Origin of the sequence: Thermus caldilimi, from assembly GCF_004684245.1 — a bacterium.
Lineage (GTDB): Bacteria > Deinococcota > Deinococci > Deinococcales > Thermaceae > Thermus > Thermus caldilimi.
Genome location: NZ_CP038452.1, coordinates 1,135,636 through 1,151,048, shown reverse-complemented (window position 1 = coordinate 1,151,048; position 15,413 = coordinate 1,135,636). Strand labels below are relative to the sequence as shown.

14 protein-coding genes and 1 pseudogene are annotated in these 15,413 nt (G+C 65.7%); 2 read left to right on the top strand and 13 right to left on the bottom strand.

The window, feature by feature from the left end:
* Positions 1-210 precede the first annotated feature (210 nt).
* From EBI04_RS05825 to EBI04_RS05800, 6 genes are all read right to left on the bottom strand, one after another.
* Positions 211-885: a DUF58 domain-containing protein gene (locus EBI04_RS05825; protein ID WP_135256682.1), complete on the bottom strand. Its 675-nt coding sequence runs from the start codon at positions 883-885 to the stop codon at positions 211-213.
* Entirely contained in the window at positions 882-2,642 is a 1,761-nt protein-coding gene (locus tag EBI04_RS05820; RefSeq protein ID WP_135256681.1) for an adenosylcobalamin-dependent ribonucleoside-diphosphate reductase, read from the bottom strand. The genes EBI04_RS05825 and EBI04_RS05820 overlap by 4 nt, the downstream gene beginning before the upstream one ends.
* Before the next feature lie 9 nt (positions 2,643-2,651).
* Positions 2,652-3,620 (bottom strand): class II fructose-bisphosphatase, encoded by a 969-nt coding sequence (gene glpX / locus EBI04_RS05815; RefSeq protein WP_015717753.1) that lies wholly within the window; start codon positions 3,618-3,620, stop codon positions 2,652-2,654.
* An 85-nt stretch (positions 3,621-3,705) separates the two neighbouring features.
* Positions 3,706-4,341: a bifunctional phosphoribosyl-AMP cyclohydrolase/phosphoribosyl-ATP diphosphatase HisIE gene (gene hisIE / locus EBI04_RS05810; protein WP_135256680.1), complete on the bottom strand. Its 636-nt coding sequence runs from the start codon at positions 4,339-4,341 to the stop codon at positions 3,706-3,708.
* The gene (hisF, locus tag EBI04_RS05805) at positions 4,316-5,095 is read right to left on the bottom strand and encodes an imidazole glycerol phosphate synthase subunit HisF (protein ID WP_135256679.1); all 780 of its coding nucleotides are present in this window, start codon (positions 5,093-5,095) and stop codon (positions 4,316-4,318) included. The genes hisIE and hisF overlap by 26 nt, the downstream gene beginning before the upstream one ends.
* Positions 5,092-5,340 carry a PDDEXK family nuclease gene (locus EBI04_RS05800; RefSeq protein ID WP_135256678.1) on the bottom strand — a complete coding sequence of 83 codons (249 nt, stop codon included), beginning with the start codon at positions 5,338-5,340 and terminating at the stop codon, positions 5,092-5,094. The genes hisF and EBI04_RS05800 overlap by 4 nt, the downstream gene beginning before the upstream one ends.
* A gap of 61 nt (positions 5,341-5,401) precedes the next feature.
* Between EBI04_RS05800 and trmFO the strand changes: the two genes are divergently transcribed.
* Positions 5,402-6,715 carry a methylenetetrahydrofolate--tRNA-(uracil(54)-C(5))-methyltransferase (FADH(2)-oxidizing) TrmFO gene (gene trmFO / locus EBI04_RS05795; protein WP_135256677.1) on the top strand — a complete coding sequence of 438 codons (1,314 nt, stop codon included), beginning with the start codon at positions 5,402-5,404 and terminating at the stop codon, positions 6,713-6,715.
* Here the strand turns inward: trmFO and EBI04_RS05790 are convergent.
* From EBI04_RS05790 to uvrC, 6 genes and pseudogenes are all read right to left on the bottom strand, one after another.
* On the bottom strand, positions 6,692-8,176 hold the full coding sequence (locus EBI04_RS05790) for a Mur ligase family protein (RefSeq protein ID WP_135256676.1): 1,485 nt from the start codon (positions 8,174-8,176) through the stop codon (positions 6,692-6,694). The genes trmFO and EBI04_RS05790 overlap by 24 nt on opposite strands.
* Positions 8,173-8,781, bottom strand: coding sequence for a deoxynucleoside kinase (locus EBI04_RS05785; RefSeq protein WP_135256675.1), 609 nt, complete (start codon positions 8,779-8,781; stop codon positions 8,173-8,175). Before EBI04_RS05785 ends, EBI04_RS05790 begins: the two co-directional genes overlap by 4 nt.
* Before the next feature lie 13 nt (positions 8,782-8,794).
* The gene (locus tag EBI04_RS05780; RefSeq protein ID WP_135256674.1) at positions 8,795-9,403 is read right to left on the bottom strand and encodes a deoxynucleoside kinase; all 609 of its coding nucleotides are present in this window, start codon (positions 9,401-9,403) and stop codon (positions 8,795-8,797) included.
* 20 nt (positions 9,404-9,423) lie between these two features.
* A pseudogene (locus EBI04_RS05775) lies at positions 9,424-10,472 on the bottom strand (S1C family serine protease).
* Positions 10,473-10,476: 4 nt separating this feature from the next.
* A complete protein-coding gene (locus EBI04_RS05770; RefSeq protein WP_135256673.1) occupies positions 10,477-12,255 on the bottom strand; it encodes an arginine--tRNA ligase in 1,779 nt (592 codons plus the stop codon).
* Between the two features lie 12 nt (positions 12,256-12,267).
* The gene (gene uvrC / locus EBI04_RS05765; RefSeq protein WP_167481895.1) at positions 12,268-14,046 is read right to left on the bottom strand and encodes an excinuclease ABC subunit UvrC; all 1,779 of its coding nucleotides are present in this window, start codon (positions 14,044-14,046) and stop codon (positions 12,268-12,270) included.
* Between the two features lie 14 nt (positions 14,047-14,060).
* Between uvrC and EBI04_RS05760 the strand changes: the two genes are divergently transcribed.
* Positions 14,061-15,023, top strand: a complete 963-nt coding sequence (locus tag EBI04_RS05760; RefSeq protein ID WP_135256671.1) for a dipeptidase — start codon at positions 14,061-14,063, stop codon at positions 15,021-15,023.
* On the opposite strand, the gene EBI04_RS05755 is transcribed toward EBI04_RS05760, so the two are convergent.
* Positions 15,006-15,410 (bottom strand): PaaI family thioesterase, encoded by a 405-nt coding sequence (locus EBI04_RS05755; protein ID WP_135256670.1) that lies wholly within the window; start codon positions 15,408-15,410, stop codon positions 15,006-15,008. The two genes, EBI04_RS05760 and EBI04_RS05755, sit on opposite strands and share 18 nt — an antisense overlap.
* Positions 15,411-15,413: the final 3 nt, after the last annotated feature.

Here is a 15,413-nt window from a genome sequence, read left to right as displayed (position 1 = left end):
AACCCACGGCGTAAACCTCGCCCTGGTGCCCGGCCCCAACCCGCCTCGGAACCCAGTGCTCATCCCTGGGTCCGGCGTGGGGAGAGGCAGGGGGTGCCCCGGGCGCGGGGTAAGTAGGGAAGGCTGAACGTGGTGGGGCATAGGCTGTGGGACGGGGAGAGGTTGGAGAGGCCCATAGGCACCGGGTCCGTTCCAAGGAGGGAAGGACCCTTAAAGGGGCTCCACCACTCCCTGGCGGAGGAGGGCGGGAAGGGGAGGTTCTCCCACCTTCAAGAGGGCGTAGCGGCCCCGAAGAAGGGCGAGGAGGCGAAGGGCTTTTAAGTGCCCCTCGAGGGCCTTTTGGTACGCCCTTACCTCCTCCGGCCCCACGGGTAGGATTTCCCCGGTTTCCACATCCTTGAGGAGGGCTTCCTCGAGGGGCGGGGCTAGCTCCGGGGGTGCCAGGATTTGGACCAGCACCAATCTCCTCGGAAGGATCCTGGGCCAGGGCAAGGGGTCTAGCCCGTCGGTGATGAGGACCAGGGTGCCCCGGCCCGGGCGAAGGGCTTCCGGCCTGCCCCGTTCCAGCCGGGCCAAGGCGTCCTCCTGGCGGGCGATTCCCAGGAGGAGCCTCGCCACCTCCTCCCCATAGGCCAGCTTGCCCAAGAGGCGCATGCTTTCGCTTTCGTCCAGGTAGATGCGGAAACGGCTACGCTCGGGTGCGGTTTCCAGGCGGGTGTAGAGCCTTCCCGTTTTGGCGTAAGCCCGCCAGTGGACCCGCCTTATTTCGTCCCCAGGGGCATAGGGACGGAGCTCGTAAAACTCGCCTCCTAGGCCCTTCCTGCGGGCCAGGCGCTCCCCCGGGTAGGGAAAGTAAGGCCGGGTGGCGATGCGGTAGCGGGTCATGCCGCTTGACAAAAGGTGCAGACCCCCACCGGGGGTAGGGGTTCGATGACTTCCTCCCGGCTTCCCTCCCGGAAGACGGTGATGCCCTTGCACCCCTCCTTCCAGGCGGTGAGGAAGAGGTTTTCCACCACCTCCCTGGGGGTTTCCCGGGGGAGGTTCACCGTAGAGGAGATGCTTTGGTCCACATGGCGTTGCAAGGCGGCCTGAAGGCGCACCCTCTGGAAAGGATCCACGGTATGGGCCGTGGGCCAGTCCGGCACCTCGCCTCCTCGTTCCCTGCGGTACCGCTTCAAGAGGGGATGTTCCGCCAGAAACACCTGTCCCCCGGCGTGGCGCAGGTAGGTGAGGGCGAAGATGGGTTCTATGCCGCTCGTCACCCCCGCCAGGATGGAGATGGAGCCGGTGGGGGCGATGGAGAGAAGGGCGGCGTTTCTCAGGCCCTTTTCCACCGCCTGGATGAGGGCTTCGGGCAGGGACTGGATGAAGGAGCTTTTTATGTGCTCCTTTGGGTCAAAGGCCGGGAAGGAACCCCTTTGCCTTGCCAGGCGGGCGCTTTCCCAGTAGGCGGCTTCCTTGATGCGGCGCATCCCCTCTTCCGCAAACTTTAAGCTTTCCTCCGCACCATAGGGTAGCCCCAGCATGGCCAGGGTGTCCGCCAGGCCCATGATCCCAAGGCCAATGCGCCGGCTTCTTAAGGAGGCTTCCCGTTGGGCCCTCACGGGGTGGCGGTTCTTCCCCAGATCCACCACCGCATCCAAAAAGCGTACGGCCAAACGGGTGGCCTCCTCGAGGCCCGCCCAATCCAGCCGGGCCCTGTCCGTAAAGGGCTCCTGTACGAAGGCCGCCAGGTTGAGGCTTCCCAGGTTGCAGGCCCCATAGGGTTCCATGGGAACCTCCCCGCAGACGTTGACCCCTTCCACCTCCATCCCTCCGTACTGGGCCGTGGCCCAGGTGCGCACCCGGTCCCAGAAGAGGAGGCCGGGTTCGGCGCTTTGCCAGGCGGCCTCCACCAGGAGGTCCCAGGCTTCCTTGGCCCGGATGGCGCGGGTTATGTGCTCTCGGGGTGTGGGGAAGGAAAGCGTCCAGGGTTCGTCGGCCAAAGCGGCTTGTAAAAACGCGTTCGTGGCCCTTAGGGAGAGGTTGGCGTGGCGCACCCGGCTTCGTTCGGGGTCGGTTTTGACCCGAAGGAAGTCCAGGAGGTCGGGATGCCGGTCGGAGAAGGTGAGCATAAGGGCTCCCCGCCTCCCTCCGCTCGCCCCCATGACCCCCGCCAGGGTGGAGAAGAGCTCCATGAAGCTCACTGCCCCCGAACTCTCCATGCCTGCGTTGCCCACCTTAGCCCCCTTGGGCCTCAAGGCATCCGCATTGCTCCCCACCCCGCCCCCGTAGGCGAAGGTACGGGCGGCCTCGTCCAGGAAGCGGGTAATCCCCTTCACCGAGTCCTGCCGGATGGGGATGTAGTAGCAGTTGAACAGGGTGGACCGGCGCCAGTTTCCCAGGCCAAAGAGGATCCGTCCCCCGGGGACAAAACGAAAGTCGGAGAAAAGCCAGGAGAACTCCTGCGTGGCTCCCTTTTCCACCCGTGTGACTCCTTGGACGAGCCGCTGCCACATCTCCTCCGGGGTGGCTTCCAGGAACCTGCCTTCCGGGTCCTTTAGGGCGTAGCGGTGGAGGAACACGGAGGCCCTAAGCTCATCGCCCTGGAAGAAATCCAGGGCAAGCCTTAGGGCTTCTTCCTGGGCGTACCAGCGGGGCACGCCCTTAGTCTAAACCCGAATGGTCACCCGGGCTCCGGTTTCAAAAAGGTGAATGGAGTCTATGAAGCGAACGGTGCGGGTGGCGTGGCCCAGAACGATGGAATGGGTTCTGGCCCCGCCCCCGAAGAAGCGCACCCCCTGGAGGATGTCCCCGTCGGTGATGCCGGTGGCGGCGAAGACGATCTCCCTTCCCGGGGCCAGGTCCTCGGTGCGGTAGATGCGGTTTTCGTCCCCTCCCATAGCCTTGAGCCGGGCTCGTTCCTCCTCGTTTTGCGGGGTGAAGCGGGCCTGGATCTCCCCGCCCAGGCACTTTAAAGCGGCGGCGGCCAAAACGCCTTCAGGGGCTCCGCCAATCCCCATCACCGCATGCACCCCCGTGCCCCGGATGGCGGCGGCCAAGGCGGCGATCACATCCCCGTCGGAGATCAGCTTCACCCGGGCCCCTGCCTCCCGGATCTCCCGGATGAGGCGTTCGTGGCGGGGGCGGTCCAGGACCACCACCACCAGGTCCTCCACAGAGCGCTGGAGCGCCAGGGCTAAGGCCTTCAGGTTGGCGGAAACCGGCCAGGAAAGATCCACAAGTCCCGCGGCCGGGGGGGGAACGATGAGCTTTTCCATGTACATGTCGGGGGCGTGGAAGAGGCCGCCCTTCTCGCTGATGGCGATCACGGTCACGGCGTTGGGCAGGCCCTTGGCGGCGGTGGTGGTGCCCTCCACCGGGTCCACGGCGATGTCCACCTCCACGCCCCCTTGGCCCAGGACCTCCCCGATGTACAGCATGGGGGCCTCGTCCATCTCACCTTCGCCGATGACCACCGTCCCCTTTATGGGAAGCTCGTTCAGGACCCGGCGCATGGCCTGGGTGCCCGCCTCGTCCACGGCTTCCTTATCCCCCTTGCCCGCCAGGCGGCTTGCCGCCAGGGCAGCCTGTTCGGTTACCCGCACCACCTCGAGGACCAGCCGGCGCTCGATTTCCATGTTTCCATCATAAGGGTTTGGGCTAAGCTGGAAGCCTGACCGCTTTGGTGCCCGGCGGACCCTGGGCCGGGGGGAAGGGGGGTACTTAACTGGGCGCAGGGCCGCCTGGGGTCCGGTGCCGCTCCCAGAGGGTCTTGGCCAGGTCCTCCGGGGTGAGCCCCAGTTCCGCCAGCACGAGGAGGAGGTGGAAGAGAAGATCCGTGGCTTCCCAGCGCACCTCCTCAGGGCTTTGGTTCTTGGCGGCGATGATGACCTCCCCGGCCTCCTCCCCGATCTTCTTCAGGATCCGGTCCAGGCCCGCCTGGTGGAGCTTGGCCACGTAGCTTCCCTCGGGAAGGGTTTTAAGCCGCTCCTGGATGGTGGCGTAGACCTGGGAAAGGACAAAGCCCAGGCTGGGTTCACCGGAAAGGAGGGGGCGGTGGAAGCAGCTTCGTTCCCCCGTGTGGCAGGCGGGGCCGTGAGGAAGAACCCGGTAGACCACCGCATCCCCATCGCAATCCAGGAGGACCTCCACCACCTCCTGGAGGTTCCCCGAGGTCTCCCCCTTGCGCCATAGGGTCTTTCGGCTCCGGCTATAGAAGGTGCTCCGCCTTGTCCTGAGGGTTTCCTCCAGGGCTTCTCGGTTGGCGTAGGCCAGGGTCAGGACCTCACCCGTTTTGGCATCCTGTACCACCACGGGTACCAGGCCCTGTTCATCAAACTTCACTTGGGACAGGTCCATCTAGGCGCACCTCCAAGCCCCGTTCGGCCAAGAATCGCTTGAGTTCGGGTATGGGGATCTCGCCGAAGTGGAAGACGCTGGCGGCCAAGGCGGCGTCGGCCCCGGCCAAGAAAGCCTCGAGGAAATGCTCCTTTTTCCCCGCCCCTCCGCTTGCGATCACCGGCACGCTCACCGCCTCGGCCACCATGCGGGTGAGTCTGAGGTCGTAGCCTTCTTTGGTGCCGTCTTTGTCCATGCTGGTGAGAAGGATTTCCCCAGCGCCAAGCTCTACCCCTCTAAGGGCCCATTCCACCGCGTGAAGCCCCGTGGGGATGCGTCCGCCAGCGATGTGGACCTCGGGGAAGTCCCCCTTCCAGCGGGCGTCAATGGCCAGGACCACCGCCTGGGAGCCGAAGTGGTCCGAAAGCTCCTGGATGAGCTCGGGGCGCTTCACCGCGGCCGAGTTCACGCTCACCTTATCGGCCCCGGCCAGAAGAAGCCTCCGGGCATCCTCCAAGGAGCGGACGCCTCCTCCCACGGTTAAGGGGATGAAGACCCTTTCCGCCACCTGGGCCACCACCTCGAGGAGGATAGCCCGCTCCTCGTGGGTGGCGGAGATGTCCAGGAAGACCAGCTCGTCGGCGCCGGCCTCGTCGTAGGCCTGGGCGGCTTCCACGGGGTCGCCCGCATCGCGGAGGTTTACGAAGTTGACGCCCTTCACCACGCGGCCCGCGTGGACATCCAGGCAGGGGATGATGCGCTTGGCCAGGCTCATAGGGGAGGGCTCCAAAGGATTTCCGCCTGGGAGAGGTAAAGGGGGGGGCTTTGCACCCGGATGTGGGCTTGGCCCAGGGTACGGGCGGCCAGGGTCCGCAGGAGCCAGTTCAGCAGCCCTGCGTGCTCGCTGGAGATGGGCGCCATCTCGTAGACCTCGCCTTCCAGCAACTCCAGGCGGGCTTCCGGCCCCGGGGCCGAAAGGGCCAAGACCTCCTCCACCTTAAACCGGTGCCGCACCGCCATAGGGTCATTCTACCCCCCCTCGCCCTTTTCCCAAACCAACCCGGATGGTACCATCTAAAGGATGGAACGGGTAACGGTGGTGGGCGGAGGCCTGGCGGGAAGCGAGGCCGCCTGGACCCTGGCGCGGCTTGGGGTTCCCGTGCGCCTTTATGAGATGCGCCCCAAGCGCATGACTCCGGCCCACGCCACGGAAAAGCTAGCGGAGATCGTCTGCTCCAACTCCTTGGGGGGCGAGGGGCCCACGAACGCCAAGGGACTATTGCAGGCGGAGATGCGCCGGGCAGGAAGCCTGGTCATGGAGGCGGCCTTCAGGGCCCGGGTGCCCGCAGGAGGGGCCTTGGCTGTGGACCGGGAGGAGTTTAGCCAGTACATCACGGAGAGGCTTACCCGGCATCCCCTGGTGGAGGTGGTGCGGGAGGAGGTGGCGGAGATCCCTGAGGGCCTCGCCATTCTGGCCACGGGGCCCCTTACCTCCGACGCCCTCTCCGAGGCCATACGGCGCCGGTTTGGCGACCACTTCCTGAGCTACTTTGATGCGGCAAGCCCCATCGTCCTGTACGAAAGCATTGACCTGGGAAAGTGCTTCCGGGCCGGGCGCTACGGGCAGGAAGCGGACTACCTCAACTGCCCCCTGACCGAGGAGGAGTACCGGCGGTTCTACCAGGCTCTCCTCGAGGCGGAGGAGCACACCCCCCACGAGTGGGAAAAGCGGGAGTTCTTTGAAGCCTGCGTGCCCGTGGAGGAGCTGGCCCGAAGGGGCTACCCAACCCTCCTCTTTGGCCCCATGAAGCCCGTGGGGCTCAAGGACCCAAGGACCGGCAAGGAGCCCTTTGCCGTGGTGCAGCTTCGCCAGGAGGATAAGGCGGGGCGGATGTGGAGCCTGGTGGGGTTCCAGACCGGTCTTAAGTGGCCCGAGCAAAAGCGGCTCATCCAGATGATCCCGGGCCTGGAAAACGCCGAGATCGTGCGCTACGGGGTGATGCACCGAAACACCTACCTAAACGCTCCCCTCCTACTTCGGGAGACCTTGGAGTTTAAGGAGCGGGAAGGGCTTTTCGCCGCCGGGGTGCTGGCCGGGGTGGAGGGCTACCTGGAAAGCGCCGCCACAGGATTCCTGGCGGGCCTGAACGCCGCCCGGCGCTACCAGGGGTTAAAACCCGTGGCCCCGCCGGAGGAGAGCATGCTGGGGGGGTTGGTTCGCTTCCTGGCCACCGCCAACCCTAAAGGCTTCCAGCCCATGTACGCCAACTGGGGGCTGGTCCCTCCGGTGGAGGGAAGGATGGCCAAGAAGGAGAAGCGGGAGGCCATGTACCATAGGGGCCTCAGGGCCTTTGAGGAATGGGTGGCTTCCCTAGGGATACTGGCCTCCACCTAAGCCCAGGGCCTTAAGCCCCTCCAGGGCCACCGCCTTCTCGTCCCAGGGCAGGGCCAGGGTGCCCCTTTCCAGGGTGCGCTCGTGCCCCTTGCCGGCCAGGAGCACAGTATCCCCTTCCCGGGCCTCGGAAAGGGCGCGGAAGATGGCCTCCTTGCGGTCGGGGATGATCTCGTAAAGGCCCCCCTCCTTCCTGGCGGCCTTGGCCAGGGCCTCGAGGATGGCCCGGAGGTCCTCCGTGCGGTGGTCCTCCTCGGTGAAAAAGGTCTTGTCGGCAAGCCTTGCCGCCACCCGCCCGATATCCTCCCGCCTCCTCGGATCCCGTTCCCCGGCAGCCCCCACCACCAGAAGAAGCCTTCCCCGGGTGGTGGCCCGCAGGGTCTTTAAAGCTTCCTCCAGGCTTTTCCCCGTGTGGGCGAAGTCGATGATCAGCCGGAAGGGCTTTCCCTGCACCACCTCCATCCGCCCCGGCACTCCCCTAAAGGTGGCGAGGCCCTGAAGCACCTTTTCCAGAGAAATCCCATAGGCCAAGGCGGCGGCGCTGGCGGCCAGGGCGTTATCCAGGTTGTACCGCCCCAGCATGGGCAAAAAGGCTTCCCCCGAACCCCAGGGGGTGTGCAGGGTAAAGCGGAGGCCTTCCTCCCCTTCCCGCAAGCCCTCCCCCCACACCTCCCCACCCGGCCCGAAGAGAAGGTGGGGCCTGGGAAGAAGCTGCTTCAGGTGGGGTAGGCGGGTGTTTAAAACGGCGAGGTGGGAGCGTTCCACCAATAGGGCCTTGGCGGCAAAGTAGGCCTCGGCGGTGCCGTGCAGGTCCAGATGGTCGTCAGGGTAGAAGCTCACAAAGACCCCGATGGGGTAGGTAAGCCCTTCCACCCGCTTCAGGGCCAGGGCATGGCTGGAAACCTCCAGCACAGCAGCTTCCAGCCCTCTTTCCACGGCCTCCCGCAAAAACCCGTACACCTCGGGGGCCTCGGGGGTGGTGAAATGGCCGGTGTTAGGGCGGGCCTCCTCTCCCAGGCTCAGCCCCACGGTGGAGAGGAGGGCGGCGGGTTTTTCGCCGGCTTGCAGGAGGTGGTGAAGGAGGCTTGCCGTGGTGCTCTTCCCCTTGGAACCGGTGATGCCCAAGAGGGCCAGTTTCCGGTCGGGTTCGCCGAAGAAACGGCGGGCCAAGTGGGCCAAGGCCTCCCGGGCGTCCCCCACCCGCAGATAGGGCACGGGAAGGCTTAGCTCCTGTTCCCCCACCACGGCGATGGCCCCCTTGGCCAAGGCTTGGGGGATAAAGTCGTGTCCGTCCAAGGGCTTGCGGTGGGGAAGGGGAACTCCGGGTACGGCCACGAAGACATAGCCGGGTTCCACCCGCCTCGAGTCCAGGGTGATCCCCCGCACCTCTAGGGGCGGGGCCTTGTGGCTTCCCGAAGGGTACACCGGAAGGCCAAAGGGGGCGAAGAGTTCCTCGAGGGTCATGGCCGGATCCACAGGCGGAGGGCGGCAAGAAGGCTATCGCGGTCCTCCGCCTTTTCCACAAAGTCTATCCGGTCCGCCTCCACCACGTGGACAGGGGAGAGGTCCCAGGAGGCGATAAGTTCTTCGTAGAGGGCGTTGAGCCCGAGAAGGTAGCGGTCGGGGAGGTTCTGCTCAAAGGGCCTTCCCCGCTTTTTTATCCGCTCCCTCAAGGTGGGTAGGCTCGCCCGGAGGTAGATGAGAAGATCGGGCTTCCTAAGGGCTGGGGACACGCTCTGGAAGAGGTCCAGGTAGGTCTGCCAGTCCCGCTCCTGCAAGTGGCCTTCCCGGTAAAGGTTCTGGGCGAAGACCAGGGCGTCCTCATAGATCGTGCGGTCCTGCACCACGGCCCTCGCCCCGTTCACCTCCAGAAGGTGCTGGCGCACCCTTCTCGCCAGGAAGAAGACCTGGGAGTGGAAGGCGTAGGCCCCCATATCTCGGTAGAAGTCCTCCAGGTAGGGGTTTTCGCTCACCGCCTCGTACACCGGCTTCAGCCCGAAGGCCTCTGAGAGCAAGGCGGTGAGGGAACTCTTGCCGCTACCGATGTTGCCGGCGATGGCCAGATACATGCTGGACCCTTCTTTAGGCGGTCCTGCCGCCCTGGGCAAGGCGGGTCTTCACCAGGGCCACCACCCGGTCCTGGTCGGGGCCGGGTTGGCTGTAGTCCAGCTGGTCCGCCTCGAGGACCAAAAGGGGATGGGCGTAGCGGGCAAAGTGGCGCTCGTAGGCTTCGGAGAGGGCCTCGAGGTAGGCGGGGTCCATCCCCTCCTCAAAGGGCCTGCCCCGTTTCTGGATGCGTTCCAATAGCACCGGCACCGAGACCCTTAGGTAGACCGTGAGGTCGGGCGGGGGAAGCTTCAGGGAAAGCTCCCGGTAAAGGTCCAAGTAAAGGTCCCACTCGGGGCCCTCCAGGTTGAGGCTCGCGAAGATGGCGTCCTTGTCAAAAAGGTAGTCGGCCACCACCCCACCGAATAGGGATCTTTCCCGAAGGCGGGAAAGCTGCCGGTAGCGGGAAAGGAGGAAAAAGACCTGGGTCTTGAAGGCGTAGCGCTTTCGGTCCTGGTAGAAAAGGGGCAGGAAGGGATTTTCCTCCACCACCTCCAGAAGGGGCTCGGCCCCGAGCCTTTGCGCAAGAAGCCGGGCCAGGGTGGTTTTGCCTGCACCGATGGGGCCTTCTATAGCGATGTACACGCTTACCTCCGCAAGGTGGCCTAACGGATCGCAGGCCGGGCCACCATGGTGAGGGTGACCTCGAGCCTCCGTCCTTCCCGCCAAAGGGTTAGCCGCACCCGGTCCCCAGGGCGGTAGCGGGCGATGAGGCGGACCACCTCCGCCTTATCCTTCACGGCCTTGCCGTTCACCGCCAGGATCACATCCCCCAGGGCCAAAAGCCTCCCCTGGGCGTCCCGCTGGGCTCCCCTTAGGCCGGCCCGGGCTGCGGGGCTTCCGGGATCCACCCGGTCCACCATGGCCCCCTGGGTGGTGGTGAGGCCCACCGCCCTGAGGAGAACCGGCGGGAGTTCGTCCAGGCTGACCAGGCTGGCCCCCAGCCAGCCCCGCTGGGGGATGCCGAACCGTTCCAGGTCCTGGACGCTTTGGGCCACCAGATCCGCCGGGATGGCCACCCCGATTCCTCCCACCCCCGAGGGCCCCCCACCACGTCCGCCACCACCCCCACCACTTCCCCCTGCAGGTTCAGAAGGGGGCTTCCTGAGTTGCCCACGGTGAGGGGGGCATCGGTGAAGAGGTATTCCCCCACCTCGGTTCCCACGCTGGGGTCGGGGGAGGGAACCTCGAGGGGGCCTATGCCGGAAAGGATCCCGTAGGAGGCCAAGGGTCCCTGGCCAAAGGGAAACCCCACCAGCACCACCCCCATGCCCAGGGGAAGGCTGGTGCTAGGGGTCTTGCTGAAGGCCAGCACCCGGGGGGCCTGGAGGCCGCGTACCGTGAGAAGGGCGATATCGATCCCGGGATCCACGGCGAAGCGCTCCGCAGGGAAGGTGCGCCCGTCCGCCAGGCGCACGGTGAGGTCGGCCAAGTCCTGGACCACGTGGTAGTTGGTGACCACCCGGAAGGGGCTCACGAAGAACCCCGTGCCCACCACCTGGTTTTCCCCAGGGGCGGTGGGGGAGCCCTGGACCCGCACCACCGCGGGCAGGGCCTTTTGGATCACCTGGTTTCGGGCCACCTCCTCGGGGGAGACCAAGCGCTGGCCCAGGGCCAAGAGGGAAAGGAGGAGGGCGGCGAGGACGAGGCGCATGCCCTTACATTACCTCAGGGGCGGGGATACCCAGGAGGGAAAGCCCCGTCTTCAGGGTTTCTTGCAGGCTCTTCACCAGGCCAAGGCGAAGTTCCCTCAGGCCCGGGGGTGCCGTGAGCACCGGGGTGGCGGGGCGGCCCTCCTCCTTGGCGTTGTAGTAGGCGTTCCAGCTGGCGGAGAGGTCCAGCAGGTGCTGGGCCAGCACGTGGGGGGTTTTTTCCTCGGCAGCCTCCAGCACCGCCTCCTCAAAGTCCAAAAGGGCCAGGGCCAGCTCCCGCTCGTACGGGGTGGCCTGGGCGAGGTCTGCCTCCCCCCACTCCCCGGCCTTGCGGAGGATGCTGTGGGCCCGGGCGTGGGCGTACTGGACGTAGGGGCCCGTATCCCCTTCAAAGGAAAGGGCCTCGGCGTAGCGGAAATCGATCTGTTTCCTGGGTTCGGTCTTCACCATGGCAAAGCGGATAGCCCCCAGGGCCACCATCCTGGCCGCCTCCTCCTTGGCGGGGTGGTCGGGGTTTTTCTCCCCTATCACGGCGAGGGCCCGCCTTTCCGCTTCCTCCAGGACCTCATCCACGCTCACCGCCAGGCCCTTGCGCCCGGACATCTGTTTGCCTTCCAGCAGTACGGTTTCATAGGCCAGGTGAAAGGCACCCTCCGCCAGCTCGGGGTGCCCCGCCAGGGCCAAGGCCGCCCGCACCAGGGCCTGGGGGTGGCTTTGGCGCACGTCGATGACGTTGATGGTTTCCCTGGCCCTGGGGGTGTAGGGTTCCCCCTCAGGGGCGCTGGTTCTCAGGGTTGGGTAGTAGGGGTTCTCGTAGGGCTGGAAGTACAACCCCTCCAAAAGGCCCATCTTCCAGAACTGGAAGGCGATGTCCTTGGCGTAGTAGGTGGCGGCTCCCCCCGAGCGCACCAGGACGAAGTAGGGGTCTTCCAGACCGGGGATGAAGGGACTTGCGTCCATGACCAAGGCCCCCGCATACTTGCCCTCCGTGGGGCGGAAGACGTGGGGACTCTGTTTCAGGATCCCCAGGGCCTTTTCCAGAAGCCCTGCCCGAACGATGTCGGATTCCCAGACCAGGAGGTCGTAGTGGGCGTTCAGGGCCTTCATGGTGGCCATCTGGGCCAGGCAGATGCGGTTGACGTCTTCCCTGAGTTCCCCCCGCTCCAGGGCGTGAAGGATTTCCTCTATGCCCCACTGCAGGTTGGGGTACTCGGGGTCCTGGTGGAGGCGCACGTAGGCTTTGCCGGCGAAGTGGTCGTACTTCTCCTTCCCGTCCCACGCCAGGCCATAGTGCCTTAGGGCGAAAAGGGTTTCCGCCGCCTGGCGGCCGGTGTCGTCAATGTAGTTCAGGACCAGGACCCTTCGCCCCGCATAGTCCAGGATGCGGGCCAGGCTGTCCCCGAGGGCGATATTCCGCAGGTGGCCCACGTGGAGCTCCTTGTTGGGGTTCACCGAGGTGTGCTCGATGAGCACCAGACCTTCCCTCTTTGGGAAGGGTTCCTTGGGCCTCAGGGCCTCCTTGAGAAGATCCTCCGTACGGATGCGGAAGTTCAAATACCCCCCCACGGGGATGGCCTCTTCCACGAAAGGGGGAAGGTCCAGGCGGGCCTTGAGCTCCTCGGCGATGGCCTGGGGGGGTTTCCTGAGCTCCTTGGCCAAGGCGAAGAGGGGAACCCCGTAGTCCCCAGGCTTGTCCTTGGGGGCCCGGGCCACCTTGAGGCGGAGGTCCAGGCCCATCTCCTTGAGGGCGTGGTGAATGGCCTCTTCCAGGGCGCGGCGCACCATCAGGGGGTTATCTTACCCCAGGCCCCCTTCCAAAGCGGCCTTCAGGGACTCCGCCGCCTTGCGGTTCATGCCCGGCAGGCGGGCAAGTTCCTCTAAAGGAGCTTCCTTTAAGGCCTTAAGCCCCCCGTAGCGCTCCAGAAGGAGGCGCTTCCGGGCCTCCCCGATGCCGGGGATGCCCTCGAGGACCCGGAAAAGCTCTTGGCTCCTCCGCTTTTGGTGGTAGCGGAGGCCGTTTTGGTGGGCCTCGTCCCGCAGGTGGATGAGGAGCTGGAGGGCGGGGTGGGTGAGGGGCAGGCGGATCTCCCGGCCCTCTTGGGTGATGAGGACCTCCTCCTTCTTGGCCAGGCCCACCAGGGGGAGGCTCAGGCCTGCTCTTTCCAAAGCCCGGGCTGCTGCCCGCACCTGGCCTAAGCCCCCGTCGATGAGGAGGAGGTCGGGGAGGGGCAGGTCCTTGAGGCTTCCCGTGAAGCGCCGGTAGACCCCCTCCTCCATGGCGGCGTAATCGTCGTTCCCCGCCTTGAGGCGCATCCGGCGGTACTCCCCCCGCTTGGGCCTACCCCCCTCCAGGACGGCCATGGAAAAGACCCGGGCCTCCCCCTGGAGGTGGCTTACGTCGTAGCCCTCGAGGCGATAGGGCCTTTGGGATAGCCCCAGGATCTCCTGTAGGGCCTTTAGGGCCGGGTGGTCCCCCCGTCTTTCCCGTTGCTTGAGCTCGGTCTCCAGGGCCAGGCGGGCGTTCTTCTCCGCCAGCTCCAGAAGCCGCGCTTTCTCTCCCCTTTGGGGCACCCTCAGCTCCACCCTCCGCCCGGCGCGGCGGTGAAGGAGGGCTGCCAGTCCTTCCAGGTCCTCCAGGGGGAAGGGCAGCAGGACCAGGGGGGGTAGGGGGGAAGCCTCCAGGTAGTAATCCCGCAGGAAGGCCCAGAGGATTTCCTCAGGGCTCGCTTCCTCCTTTTCCACCACCCGGCTGATGCGGCCCAGGATCCGCCCTGAGCGCACCTGGTAGAGCTGCACCACCGCCAAAGGCCCTGCCTGGGCCAAGCCCAAGAAGTCCAGATCCCCTATCTCCGGGTCAAAGGCTTGCTGGGCAGTGGAGAAGAAAGCTCTTAGAGCCTCCATTTGATCCCGGATCTCCGCTGCCCGCTCAAACTCTAACCTCTGTGCGGCTTCACGCATCTTGGCTTCCAGCCCCCTCAGGAGCCCATCCACCTTCCCCTCCAGCACCGCCTCCACCTGGCGTACCACCTCCTGGTAGGCCTTGGGGTCGGCCAGACCCACGCAAGGGGCCAGGCAGCGGCCCATGCTGTGGTTCAGGCAGGGGTAGCGTCTCTTTTTCATGGGGTAGCCGGAGTTCTTGCGCAAGGGGAAAAGGCGGTCGATTAGGGTCTTAATGCGCCTTAGGGCGCTGGCCTCAGGGAAGGGACCATAGTACTTGGCCCCATCCTCCTCCACCCGCCGCACCACCAGGAGGGTGGGGAAGGGCTCGCGGGTGAGCTTTAGGAAGGGGTAGTGCTTGTCGTCCTTGAGAAGGACGTTGTAGGGGGGGCGGTGGGCCTTGATGAGGTTGGCCTCGAGGAGGAGGGCCTCCACCTCGTCCCGGGTGGCGATGAAGTCCAGGGCGGTGGCCTCTTGGGCGATGCGGGTTGCCTTGCCCTCCGCATGGAAGTAGCTTCGCACCCGGGCCCTCAGGTTTTTGGCCTTGCCCACGTAGAGGACCTCTTCCCCTTGCTTCCACAGGTAAACCCCGGGGGCCTCGGGAAGGGGAGGAAGCTCGGAAGGCCGCACGATCCCCATTGTAGAGTTTGCCTATGGACCCCGTCATGGTGGACGCCCACCTGGATTTGGCCTACAACGCCCGGATCCTGGGGCGGGACCTCTCCCTTTCTCTAGAGCGGCTCAGGGAGGTGGACCCCCACCCCGACACCCCCCTGGTCACCCTGGAAAGCCTTAGGGAGGCCAGGGTGGCGGTGGCCTTTGCCACCTTGTTCGTGGACCCCGGGGAAGGGGCCCTCGAGGACTGGCAGGAGGAGGTGTACGCCCAGCTGGCCCTGTACCAGGCCTGGGAGGCCAAGGGATGGGTGAGGATCCTCCGCCACGGAAGGGATCTGGAGGCACACCTCGCCCGCCACCAGGAGGACCGTATCCCGGGCCTGGTGCTTCTCCTGGAAGGTGCCCATGCCCTCGCCTCCCCTGAGGAGTTGGTTCCTTTGCGGCAAAGGGGCCTCAGGATGCTTTCCCTTACCTGGGCCACCCGGAATGCCTACGCAGGGGGCAACGCCGAGGAGGCCCCCCTGACCGGCTTGGGAAAAGCCCTTTTGAGGGAGATGGAGGGCCTGGGCATGGCCCTGGATCTCTCCCACCTGGCGGAGGAGGCGGCCTTCCAGGCCCTGGAGGTCTTCTCGGGGCCGGTCTGCGCCACCCACGCCAACGCCCGGGCCCTGGTGCCTTCCCCCCGTCACCTCTCCGACCGGCTTATGGAGGTCCTAAGGGAGCGGGGTGGGGTTTTGGGCTTGGTGCCCTTCAACGCCTTTTTGGAACTCGGCTGGAAGAGGGGCGACCCCAGGCTACCCCTGGAGGCGTTCTTCCGCCATAAGGCTCATGCCGAAGCCATCCTGGGCCCCAAGGGGGTGGGCCTGGGCACGGACTGGGACGGGGGGTTTGGCCTCGAGGCGGTTCCCCTGGGGTTGGACCGCCACCGAGACCTTTGGTCCTTAGGGGACGAGGCGTTCCTGGGTGAGAACTGGCTTCGCTGGCTACGTTCCTGGTTTTAAGGGCACCACCGCCAGGGTGCAGCGGCTTGCCGCCACCAGCCTCTCCTCCTCGTCGTAGACCTTGACCTCCCACACCTGGGTGGTGCGTCCCACGTGCAGGGGTTTCCCCACGGCGCGGATCACCCCTGTTTGTTTCTTGCGGAGGTGGTTGCAGTTGATCTCCAGGCCGAAGGCGGCATGCCCCGGTGGGCAGTTCAGGAACCCGCCCACGCTGGCCACGCTTTCCGCCAGGGCCACCGTGGCTCCCCCGTGGAGGAAGCCGAAGGGCTGGTGCACCCTGGGGGTTACCACCAGCTCGGCCACCACTTCTTCCTTTTCCAGCTTCAGGTAGCGCACCCCCAAGGTGGCATCCAGGGTTTCCCGCTGGGGAATGGTTTTTCCTTCCATGCC

Coding starts and splice junctions, on each gene's coding strand:
- hisIE (WP_135256680.1), bottom strand. CDS start 4,341: ATGGACCTGTCCCAAGTGAAGTTTGATGAACAGGGCCTGGTACCCGTG.
- hisF (WP_135256679.1), bottom strand. CDS start 5,095: ATGAGCCTGGCCAAGCGCATCATCCCCTGCCTGGATGTCCACGCGGGC.
- uvrC (WP_167481895.1), bottom strand. CDS start 14,046: ATGGGGATCGTGCGGCCTTCCGAGCTTCCTCCCCTTCCCGAGGCCCCC.
- trmFO (WP_135256677.1), top strand. CDS start 5,402: ATGGAACGGGTAACGGTGGTGGGCGGAGGCCTGGCGGGAAGCGAGGCC.
- EBI04_RS05825 (WP_135256682.1), bottom strand. CDS start 885: ATGACCCGCTACCGCATCGCCACCCGGCCTTACTTTCCCTACCCGGGG.
- EBI04_RS05760 (WP_135256671.1), top strand. CDS start 14,061: ATGGACCCCGTCATGGTGGACGCCCACCTGGATTTGGCCTACAACGCC.
- EBI04_RS05800 (WP_135256678.1), bottom strand. CDS start 5,340: ATGGCGGTGCGGCACCGGTTTAAGGTGGAGGAGGTCTTGGCCCTTTCG.
- EBI04_RS05770 (WP_135256673.1), bottom strand. CDS start 12,255: ATGGTGCGCCGCGCCCTGGAAGAGGCCATTCACCACGCCCTCAAGGAG.
- EBI04_RS05790 (WP_135256676.1), bottom strand. CDS start 8,176: ATGACCCTCGAGGAACTCTTCGCCCCCTTTGGCCTTCCGGTGTACCCT.
- glpX (WP_015717753.1), bottom strand. CDS start 3,620: ATGGAAATCGAGCGCCGGCTGGTCCTCGAGGTGGTGCGGGTAACCGAA.
- EBI04_RS05785 (WP_135256675.1), bottom strand. CDS start 8,781: ATGTATCTGGCCATCGCCGGCAACATCGGTAGCGGCAAGAGTTCCCTC.
- EBI04_RS05755 (WP_135256670.1), bottom strand. CDS start 15,410: ATGGAAGGAAAAACCATTCCCCAGCGGGAAACCCTGGATGCCACCTTG.